At 42.1% G+C, this 10,265-nt stretch carries 10 protein-coding genes; all 10 read right to left on the reverse strand.

Annotated elements, in window-relative coordinates; genetic code table 11:
• Positions 1–45 precede the first annotated feature (45 nt).
• The 10 genes from H70737_RS29495 to rpmH all read right to left on the reverse strand — a co-directional run bounded on the left by H70737_RS29495 (position 46) and on the right by rpmH (position 9,679).
• On the reverse strand, positions 46–888 hold the full coding sequence (locus H70737_RS29495) for a ParB/RepB/Spo0J family partition protein (RefSeq protein ID WP_042193054.1): 843 nt from the start codon (positions 886–888) through the stop codon (positions 46–48).
• The gene (locus H70737_RS29500; RefSeq protein WP_042131728.1) at positions 881–1,642 is read right to left on the reverse strand and encodes a ParA family protein; all 762 of its coding nucleotides are present in this window, start codon (positions 1,640–1,642) and stop codon (positions 881–883) included. Before H70737_RS29500 ends, H70737_RS29495 begins: the two co-directional genes overlap by 8 nt.
• Positions 1,643–1,851: 209 nt before the next feature.
• On the reverse strand, positions 1,852–2,667 hold the full coding sequence (gene noc, locus H70737_RS29505; RefSeq protein WP_042193056.1) for a nucleoid occlusion protein: 816 nt from the start codon (positions 2,665–2,667) through the stop codon (positions 1,852–1,854).
• A gap of 411 nt (positions 2,668–3,078) precedes the next feature.
• Positions 3,079–3,804 (reverse strand): 16S rRNA (guanine(527)-N(7))-methyltransferase RsmG, encoded by a 726-nt coding sequence (gene rsmG, locus H70737_RS29510; protein WP_042193058.1) that lies wholly within the window; start codon positions 3,802–3,804, stop codon positions 3,079–3,081.
• 3 nt (positions 3,805–3,807) lie between these two features.
• Positions 3,808–5,694, reverse strand: coding sequence for a tRNA uridine-5-carboxymethylaminomethyl(34) synthesis enzyme MnmG (gene mnmG / locus H70737_RS29515; protein ID WP_042193060.1), 1,887 nt, complete (start codon positions 5,692–5,694; stop codon positions 3,808–3,810).
• Between the two features lie 38 nt (positions 5,695–5,732).
• On the reverse strand, positions 5,733–7,109 hold the full coding sequence (gene mnmE / locus H70737_RS29520; RefSeq protein ID WP_042193063.1) for a tRNA uridine-5-carboxymethylaminomethyl(34) synthesis GTPase MnmE: 1,377 nt from the start codon (positions 7,107–7,109) through the stop codon (positions 5,733–5,735).
• A 109-nt stretch (positions 7,110–7,218) separates the two neighbouring features.
• On the reverse strand, positions 7,219–7,953 hold the full coding sequence (gene jag, locus H70737_RS29525; protein WP_042193066.1) for an RNA-binding cell elongation regulator Jag/EloR: 735 nt from the start codon (positions 7,951–7,953) through the stop codon (positions 7,219–7,221).
• Positions 7,950–8,816 carry a YidC/Oxa1 family membrane protein insertase gene (locus H70737_RS29530; RefSeq protein ID WP_042193068.1) on the reverse strand — a complete coding sequence of 289 codons (867 nt, stop codon included), beginning with the start codon at positions 8,814–8,816 and terminating at the stop codon, positions 7,950–7,952. The genes jag and H70737_RS29530 overlap by 4 nt, the downstream gene beginning before the upstream one ends.
• Positions 8,817–8,902: 86 nt before the next feature.
• Complete coding sequence (gene rnpA, locus H70737_RS29535) at positions 8,903–9,253, reverse strand: ribonuclease P protein component (protein WP_042193070.1); 351 nt, start codon at positions 9,251–9,253, stop codon at positions 8,903–8,905.
• 291 nt (positions 9,254–9,544) lie between these two features.
• On the reverse strand, positions 9,545–9,679 hold the full coding sequence (rpmH, locus tag H70737_RS29540; protein WP_039295761.1) for a 50S ribosomal protein L34: 135 nt from the start codon (positions 9,677–9,679) through the stop codon (positions 9,545–9,547).
• Between the last annotated feature and the right edge of the window lie 586 nt (positions 9,680–10,265).

Here is a 10,265-nt window from a genome sequence, read left to right on the forward strand (position 1 = left end):
CCGATTAAGGATATCTCAGGATATGTTCTTGGCATAGATACCCATTTAGTTACCCAATAATTCCAACAATCTTTCTAAATCCTGAGCACTGTAGTAATTCAGTTCAATCTTTCCTTTTTCCTTGCCCTGTTTTATTTTCACCGTTGTTTTAAAACGTTCACGCAATACTTCCTCTACATTATCAATATAGGGATCACGTTTAACAACTTTGACTTTAACTCCATTAGTAGGTTTTCGGTCCAAGTTCTTCACTGTTTCTTCTAGCTCTCTTACACTCCACTGTTGTTCCACGCATTGTTCGGCCAGTTGTTTAATTACTTCCGGATCCTTTAAAGCAACAATTGCCCGCGCGTGCCCCATTGACATTGTTCCACGTGAAACATATTCTTTTACTTCTTCAGGTAAAGAAAGCAATCTCAGGAAGTTGGCGATATGAGATCTGGACTTTCCTACCTTAAGCGAGAGTTCTTCCTGCGTGAGTGAAAACTGATCCATTAGGCCTTGGTAAGCCACTGCGATCTCCATTGCATTTAAGTTCTCACGTTGCAAGTTCTCAATTAAGGCAATCTCCATAACCTGTTGATCACTAAGATTTCTAACAACTGCTGGGATTGTAGCTTTGCCACAATATTGCGAAGCCCGGAATCTGCGTTCGCCGGCAATGATCTCATACCCCTTCAATACGCTACGGACTATGATCGGCTGAATCACGCCATGTTGTCTGATAGATTCTGCCAGTTCTTGAATGGCCTCTTCATTAAAATCTTTACGTGGTTGATATGGATTAGCACGTAGTTGAGCTAAGGGAATCTCAACTACCTTATCATCTTCATTAATAGATAAAGATGGAATCAGCGCATCCAGACCTTTTCCTAAACGTTTACTCATAAGAAATCACTTCCTTTGCCAACTCTAAATACACTTCCGCTCCTTTAGAGCGAGGATCATAAGTGATAATGGATTGTCCATGTGAAGGCGCTTCACTTAACCGGACATTCCGAGGAATAATCGTTCTATATACTTTCTCTTGGAAATACTTCTTAACCTCTTCTATCACCTGGATTCCCAGATTGGTCCGGGCATCAAGCATAGTCAATAATACTCCCTCTATCTTCAGATGCGGGTTGAGATTCTTTTGCACCAGACGAACTGTGTTTAAAAGCTGACTCAAACCCTCAAGTGCATAATATTCACACTGGATCGGGATGATTACCGAATCCGCTGCCGTAAGAGAATTGATTGTTAAAATGCCAAGTGAAGGAGGACAATCGATGATAATATAATCATAATTGTTTTTAACCGCATTCAGCGCCTTTTTTAGCTTTAGCTCTCTGGAAATCGTCGATACTAACTCGATTTCCGCACCCGCTAATTGAATGGTCGCCGGAATGATATGCAGTCCTTCATTTTGAGTTTCCAGTATGGTTTCTAGAGGATTTACCTCATTTATAAGAATGTCATATATACAATTCGCCACGTCCGCCTTGTTGACGCCAACGCCGCTAGTAGTGTTACCTTGAGGATCGATATCAACTAGAAGCACTCTTTTTCCTAATGTAGCCATACCGGCACCTAGGTTCACGGAGGTTGTTGTTTTACCGACACCGCCTTTTTGATTTGCTATGGCAATAATCTTGGACACTTATTTCACCTCGAATAGTTAGGAAGAATCTTCTCGTAGATCGCAAGTACAAATGTTCCTGACGCTGATATAGCGTCACACTTTATGAAGAATATAGACAACTATTATATACTGGAACTTTAAATTACAGGCCTGGCCAACACATCCCGGTTCTAGCCACACCAAAGGCGGCCAATCACCTCAAGGCCGCCTTCAGCTTTTGAAACAATTTATCTTTTGGGGATTTGGATTACAATCTCGTAATGGTCACCACGGTCATTTTCTGACGTTTTGATTTCCATCCCTGAGCCTGACACCATATCAATAGATTGACGAATTGTATTAAGAGCTAGACGAACATCCTTGGTATAGGAGACCCGCTTTGATTTTTTAGTTTGTGAGACTTGTTTGTAGAAAGCAATACGAGCTTCTGTTTGTTTAACATTTAAGCCTTTTGAAATGATTTCTGCCAACACTTTCAGTTGCATCTCCACACTATCGAGTGATAATAATGAACGTGCATGTCTTTCAGAAATCTGACGCTCCATTAACGCCATCTTAACCTCTTCAGGTAAATTAAGTAAGCGAATTTTATTAGCTATGGTAGACTGACTTTTACCTAGTCGTTGTGCTAAGCTTTCTTGCGTCAATTGATGAAGATCAATTAACTTTTGATAAGCAACAGCTTCTTCAATAGAGGTCAAGCCCTCACGCTGTAAGTTTTCTATAAGCGCAATAGATGCGGCCTGTGAATCATTGAATTCACGAACAATGGCTGGAATCGTCTCTAAACCAAGCTTTTTGACCGCACGCCAGCGTCGTTCACCTGCAATGATCTCGTACACGGAATCTCGCATGCGTACAACTATGGGTTGAATGACCCCATGAGTTTTAATCGTCTGGCACAACTCATCGATCTTGTCGTCATCGAATATCGTCCGTGGTTGGTAAGGACTGCTAATGACCTCATGAACTGGTATTTGTTTAATCTCTTCTCCGCTGCTCCGCTCGGTAAATCCAAATAGCTTGGTAAATTGTTCTTTCATTCCGTTCATAACCACCTAATTTCGTTATAGTACGATCTTCTTGACCCTCTTCTCGGAAAGCGTATCGTACAGCAATAAAAAACATTCTGATATTATGAAATGGCCTGCAGCTATCAGGCATCATAATCTCTCCTTCTTTCGAACAAGAGTACAGAGAAGGAGTTATATACAAAATTAAAAGTCTACTATGCTATTCTATCACTTTTCTCTACATAATCATATTCTCCGTAAAGACCTATTTTTCCTGCATTTTCATAATGATAGCCGCTTAATAAACATATCAATTTAGTTTATCTTTTAATTAAAGTTCATTTGAGATCGTTATCCTAATTCCACTCAAAAAAAGGTCACCCTCTAAAATGAGGATGACCTTAAATATATTTTCCAATCTATAATGTTTCACGTGAAACATTATTTGATAAGTGGTGTTTTGGCAGGAATTCCCGCTTTTCGTGGGTACTTAGAAGGAGTGGCACCTGTCTTACGAATAATGACAATATGTCGCGCCGACTCTTCCACAGGTAAGCTGAAAGAATCTACTTTGCCGAGTTGAGCACGAAGTTCCTTTAAGCTGTACTTTGCCTCATCTAATTCTTCAGAAGGATCGCTTCCCTTCATGGCAGCGAAAACTCCATCCTTACGTGTAAAAGGAAGACAAAATTCATTCAACAAGGATAATCTCGCCACCGCACGCGCAGTCACCAAATCATAGGCATCACGATGCTTGAATTGCCGGGCAATATCCTCCGCACGACCATGAATCAATTGCACATCCGTTAATTTCAACGTAGTACAGACATGCTGTAGAAAAGAGATTCTTTTACTCAGTGAATCAATGATCGTCAGCTTCAAATGTGGAAAACAAATTTTAAGCGGAATGCCTGGAAACCCGGCTCCCGAACCGATATCTGCTAAATTGTTTATCTCATTGATATTAAGGAAAAAGGCTAGAGAGATCGAATCATAAAAATGTTTCGTGTAAACCTGCTCACGCTCTGTTATTCCAGTGAGATTCATTTTTTCATTCCAGGATACGAGTTCCTTATAGTAAAGATCGAATTGCTCCAATTGTTCTGCTGTAAGTGTAATGCCTCTTTCTTGTAAAAGCTGTGTGAATTGAACTTCCGTATTATCCATAGATTATCCTTTCGCCGCGGTTACCCGGTTGTAATGCTCGAGATATACGAGGAGAATAGAAATGTCGGCAGGTGTGACTCCCGCAATCCGAGAGGCCTGCCCGATAGAGATTGGACGGATCTTAGTCAGCTTCTGCCGCGCTTCCATCGCTAATCCATGGATTTCATTATAATTAATGTCATCTGGAATTTTCTTCTTCTCCATCTTTTGCAAGCGCTCCACATGTTGGAGCTGTTTTTCAATATATCCGGCATATTTGATTTGGATTTCCACTTGCTCCTTCATTTCTGCATCCAGCATTTCCGGTGATGGCGAGACTTGATCTACGAAGCTATATACAAGCTCTGGACGCCGCATCAAAACAAGCAAATTACTGCCGTCTACAATAGGTGCCGATTCATATTGCGCTAGTACATGGTTTACCTCAACAGGTTTAACCTTTGTCTCTTGCAGACGAACAATTTCACGCTCCACCCGTTCTTTTTTATCCGTGAAGTTATCGAAACGTTCCTGTGTAATCAAACCAATGTCGTAACCGATAGGTGTAAGTCTTAAATCTGCATTATCATGGCGAAGCAACAAACGATATTCTGCACGTGAAGTAAGCAGACGATAAGGTTCATTAGTGCCCTTAGTCACCAGATCATCAATGAGTACACCAATGTATCCCTGTGAACGATCTAAGATTACGGGTTCTTTGTCTTGCACTTTGCGTGCTGCATTAATTCCAGCCATTACACCTTGGCCAGCTGCTTCTTCATAACCGGAAGTACCATTGATTTGTCCAGCAGTGAAAAGACCAGGTAAACGTTTAGTTTCAAGAGATGGCCATAGCTGTGTAGGAACCATTGCATCATATTCAATAGCATAGCCGTTACGCATCATCTCTACCTTTTCCATACCAGGGATGGAACGCAGAATCGCCAGCTGTACATCCTCAGGAAGACTAGTCGACAGACCTTGTACATAGTATTCCGATGTATTTTTTCCTTCTGGCTCTAAAAAGATCTGATGCTTAGATTTATCACTAAATCTTACTACTTTATCTTCAATAGATGGGCAATAACGTGGACCTGTTCCTTCAATAATACCCGTAAACATCGGCGCACGATGAAGGTTGTCATTAATAATCTGATGAGTAACCTCAGAGGTATAAGTTAACCAACAAGGAAGCTGTTCATTGTTGGATGATTTCGTTTCAAACGAAAAGAATTTAGGCTCATCGTCGCCGGGTTGAATTTCTGTCTTCGAGAAATCGATCGTATCGCGATGTACACGTGGTGGTGTACCTGTCTTAAAACGCACCAATTCAAAACCAAGCTCCCGCAAATTCTCAGATAGCTTCACTGATGGCTGTTGATTGTTAGGTCCACTCTCATATGTCAGTTCACCCATGATCACCTTACCACGCAGGTAAGTACCTGTAGTCAGGATAACAGTCTTACTATGGTATTCCGTTCCTGTCTTCGTAACTACACCCGCACAACGTCCATCCTCAACGATTAAACGCTCAACCATCCCTTGACGAAGCGTCAAATTAGGCGTTTTCTCCATCGTTTCCTTCATTGTATGTTGGTACAAGAACTTATCAGCTTGTGCACGCAATGCATGCACCGCAGGTCCCTTCCCTGTGTTAAGCATACGAAGCTGAATAAAAGTCTTATCTATATTACGGCCCATTTCTCCGCCTAGCGCATCAATCTCACGCACCACATGTCCTTTGGCAGGTCCGCCTATGGACGGATTGCAGGGCATGAATGCAACCATATCCAGGTTAATTGTGATCATCAACGTGCTGCAGCCCATTCGTGCTGACGCTAGAGCTGCTTCGCAACCGGCATGACCGGCGCCAATGACGATTACGTCATAGTTGCCTCCATCATAACTCATGTCCTGTTTCCCCCTAATGTTATATTAAAATGTAAAACCTATTTTCCTAAACAAAATTGTGAGAATATTTGATCTAACAACGAGTCCGCTGCCGTATCGCCTATAATTTCACCGAGTTGTTCCCATGCTAGCCGTACATCGATTTGAATCATATCAATTGGAATATACTGTTCCGCCGCATCGTATGCATCCTGTAGTGATTTATAGGCTTTTTTAAGCAGTGCAATATGTCTCACATTACTTACATATGTCAAGTCACCCGATTCCAGCTTTCCACCAAAAAAGAGTGTCGAAATGGCATCTTCAAGTTTGTCTAGACCTTCCTCTTCCAGAACGGACATCGGTACGATATTGGACTCCTCAAAGAACGAGAGCAACTTATCCTTATCCAGTTTGGGCGGTAAGTCCATTTTATTCATGATCACTAGGCATTGTCTACCGTGGATTTGTTCCATCAATGCCAATTCGTCCTCATGCAGCTCTTCGTTAGCATTTAGCACAAGTAGAATCAGATCCGCATCACTAACTGCCGCCTTGGAACGTTCTACGCCAATCTTCTCCACTACATCCATCGTTTCACGAATTCCCGCCGTATCAAGCAGCTTAAGCGGAATGTTGTTTATCGTTATATATTCTTCGATGACATCACGTGTTGTTCCAGGAATATCTGTTACAATCGCTTTGTTATCACGTGCTAACGCGTTTAATAAAGAAGATTTACCAACATTGGGACGACCAACTATAGCTGTCGTTATCCCCTCACGTAGAATTTTTCCTTCATTAGAAGTCTTAAGAAGCTTTGTGATTCCTTCCATCACTTCACTGCTTTTATCTTTAATAAATTCAGCTGTCATGGATTCTACATCATGCTCTGGATAATCTATATTTACTTCGATATGAGCCAGCATCTCAATAAGTGTATGGCGCAAAGCATGAATTCGATCCGACAAGGATCCACTAACCTGCTTTAAAGCCACAGAAAACGCACGATCTGACTTCGAGCGAATGAGATCAATAACCGCCTCAGCCTGTGATAAATCAATACGTCCACCCAAGAAAGCACGCTTGGTGAACTCACCCGGCTCGGCTAACCTTATCTCCTGCTGAAGAAGTAAGTCCATCACCCTTCTTACAGAAATTACACCCCCATGAGCACTGATCTCTACTACATCCTCGGTCGTAAAAGAACGTGGGCCCTTCATTACGGTTACAAGTACTTCTTCCATCTTCTCTCCGTTATCCGGACTAACGATATGCCCATAATGAACGGTATGCGATTCCGCTTCAGTTAACGGAACTCGGCTACGAAACAAAGGCGCCACTTGGGAAATAGCCTGAGGGCCACTTACCCGAATAATAGCAATTCCTCCCTCGCCTAATGCCGTCGATACGGCAGCAATGGTGTCACTAAGCATGCTGTTTTTCACCCCAAAACCTATATTTTTTTGATCATAAACGGTCTTATATTGTTAAAAAAGCAATGACCCCTTACATTGGTCAAGGAGTCATTGCATCATATAGTCTTTACTTCAAAGTTATAACGACGCGGCGATTTGGCTCTTCGCCCTTACTAAGGGTATTCACTTGCCGATGATCCTGTAATCTGGAGTGAATAATTTTCCGTTCCTGAGGTGACATCGGTTCCAGTACTACCTCTTTACGAGTCCGAATGACACGACTGGCTAAACGATCAGCCAGCTCTTCGAGAGTTTTTTTACGCCGCTCACGGAAGTTCTCCGCATCTAGCACAAGCCGTATAAAACTGTCGGAGTAACGATTAGCTACGATATTAGCCAAATACTGCAGAGCATCGAGAGTTTGTCCTCTTCTACCAATCAAAAGTCCCAAATCTGGACCTGATATCTGCAGAATCGTGGATTCCTTAGTGTGGACGATTTCGACTTCCACTTCGAGCCCCATGCTCTTAGCGACATCCACAATGAAATGAACGGCTTCTTGGTAAGCTTCCTCCACCGGTTGTCCGGAATCTTGGCGTGGCACACCGCCGTTAGCCTCCTGTTTGCTCTCTCTTGTTGACTGCTGAGGCAGTGACGGAGCACTCGCCGCTGATGCCGGTGCGGCTTCGGCTATCAAGGTTAACTCAACCTTGGCACCTTTCGCACCGATCAATCCCAGGAATCCTCTTGATGGCTGCTCAAGTACGTTGACCGTTACCCGGTCCTTTTGAACTCCAAGCTGGGTTAGTCCCCGTTCTACAGCTTCTTCAATGGTTTTCCCTGTTGCGACGACTTTGCTCATTTTGACTTTTTGGCTCCCTTCGATGCTTTACTGCCGCCTTTGCTCTTCACAGCAGTTGAGTCATCTGTACTTTTCACAGCACTTGCGATTGCCAATTTATGTTTATCGTTGTTGCGATATAAGAAATAGTTCTGAACAATAGTGTAAATGTTACTGTAAACCCAGTATAGCGGCAATGCTGCTGGGAAGTTGTAGGACATAACGAAAATCAGAACTGGATAGATCATCATCATGAACTGCATTGGCCCTTGTTGTTGCATCGGGTTCATTTTAGTCATCATTCTAGTTTGTATAAATGTTGTTAATGCTGCAAGCACTGGTAAGATAAACAGATGATCCGGCTTACCTAGCTCCAGCCATAAGAAGGAGTGCTCCCGTAGATGTGGATTATAGTAGATCGAGTTGTAGAGAGCGATAAAGATAGGCATTTGTACGATCAGCGGTAAACAACCCGCCATTGGATTAACCTTATTCTCTTGGAACAAACGCATCGTTTCTTGCTGCACCTTTTCAGGTGTGTCTTTATATTTTTTCTGGATCTTTTGGAGTTCCGGTTGAATGGCTTGCATTGCCCGCGAGCTCTTCACCTGTTTAATCGTAAGCGGAAGAATCAACGTGCGGACAATAATAACCATCACAAGTACGGCTAAACCATATTCTCCGTTAAACCAATCAGCAAACTTGTCCAAGGCAATGGCGAAATAATACACTACATTACTTTGCCAGAAGCCTCCATTCTTTAAATCCTCCGTAGTGTGCGTAACAGCAGCTGACGGAGCGCATCCCGACAGAACAGCTAACGACAACACCATCACTGTGATGAGGAGAAACCATTTTCCCCGTCTAGTCTTCATTAGAGACACTTCAAAACCCCTCTCTTGAACATTCCATTCCACCGTAAATCATACCATAATTATGAATACAAATAAACAAGCCTCTTATGCGTCCTTTATTTGCGGGAAGCCTTGAGTAGCTTGGCTTTGCGCAGTACATGCAGCACGCTTTTTTCGAGCTCTGCGTATTCCATGGAAAGCGCTCCTTTTCTTACGATAAACACCATATCGAGTCCACCTGCAATTTCAGGTTCATGATGACGGACGATTTCCTTCACCAATCTTCTCATTCGGTTACGGACAACCGCGTTTCCAACCTTCTTACTGACCGATACCCCAACTCTAAATCGCTCTACCTCTTTTTTGCTAAACCAATACACTACAAATTGATGATTCGCAAATGACTTCCCATGGCGATATACACGACTGAAGTCGGCACGGTTTCGTAATCGTAACTTTTTGTGCACGGGAATCTCCTTCATAAATCCGGTTAAAAGTATCCTTCCGAATTTTTTTCTTCTAATAGTATAGTCATTTGGATGTCGCCATAAACGACCGCGACTACAACGCCGAAATTTCCCTTCTATATTATAGAAAGAAAAATATTCTCAACTTCTCACAAAATAATTCTGTATATACGTTAAATAGCCCCGCAAAGTGTAGCTAGCGCATTAAGCGAGATCCTAGTCGTTTGCAGAGCAAATAATAATAAAAAGCAGTAAAAAAAGACCACCGGAGTGGTCCCTTAGTGGCCTAACTTACGCACTCAAAACTTTTCTGCCTTTCAAGCGGCGAGCTGCCAGCACTTTACGGCCGTTTTTCGTGCTCATTCTTTTACGGAAACCGTGAACCTTCTTGCGTTTGCTCACATTTGGTCTAAATGTCGGTCTCATAATTGCACCTCCCTTACAGGAACTTAATTACTGTCATATAAGCAGAAACGGTCTAAGCCGTCCTTATAGTAGGGACAGTATCTACATGAATCATCATTTAATTATCGAGACATATCCTTACAGAAAACACCTTTATATATTTAAACATATTTTATGCGCAAAAGTCAACCTACTGCTGGCTCCAGACCCTCCCTCTAATTCAAGCCGCTTATCCACAACTCCCATTAGAAAAAAAGTAATCCACAAGATATGACAGTTATCCACCTGTGATCAAAAAATAAAGTCGACTACTCACAGATGAGCACAACCTGTGTATAAAATTATCGAAGCTTTGGCGTAAAGTGTCGAACCGTAAACAAATTATCAACAATATGTAGTGGTGTTCCTAATAATTGTACACAAGTGCTTGAATTTGTGGATAAAATAGCCCTGCTCATTGAAAAATAAGGGGCGTTTTGCTATGATGGTATTACTTTTGAATGTGAATAGATTTGTTTGTTCTCTTAATTATCAACAAGCTGTGGATAAAGTTGTGAACAAATCAAATTTATCCATATTTTTTTGTCTCTTCATATTGCCTACTGGG

Source organism: Paenibacillus sp. FSL H7-0737, assembly GCF_000758545.1.
Taxonomy (GTDB): Bacteria; Bacillota; Bacilli; order Paenibacillales; family Paenibacillaceae; genus Paenibacillus_AQ.

Excerpts from the sequence above, each read along its gene's own strand:
- rsmG (WP_042193058.1), bottom strand. The coding sequence starts at position 3,804 with ATGGATAATACGGAAGTTCAATTCACACAGCTTTTACAAGAAAGAGGC.
- rpmH (WP_039295761.1), bottom strand. The coding sequence starts at position 9,679 with ATGAGACCGACATTTAGACCAAATGTGAGCAAACGCAAGAAGGTTCAC.
- mnmE (WP_042193063.1), bottom strand. The coding sequence starts at position 7,109 with ATGCTTAGTGACACCATTGCTGCCGTATCGACGGCATTAGGCGAGGGA.
- jag (WP_042193066.1), bottom strand. The coding sequence starts at position 7,953 with ATGAGCAAAGTCGTCGCAACAGGGAAAACCATTGAAGAAGCTGTAGAA.
- mnmG (WP_042193060.1), bottom strand. The coding sequence starts at position 5,694 with ATGAGTTATGATGGAGGCAACTATGACGTAATCGTCATTGGCGCCGGT.
- H70737_RS29495 (WP_042193054.1), bottom strand. The coding sequence starts at position 888 with ATGAGTAAACGTTTAGGAAAAGGTCTGGATGCGCTGATTCCATCTTTA.
- noc (WP_042193056.1), bottom strand. The coding sequence starts at position 2,667 with ATGAAAGAACAATTTACCAAGCTATTTGGATTTACCGAGCGGAGCAGC.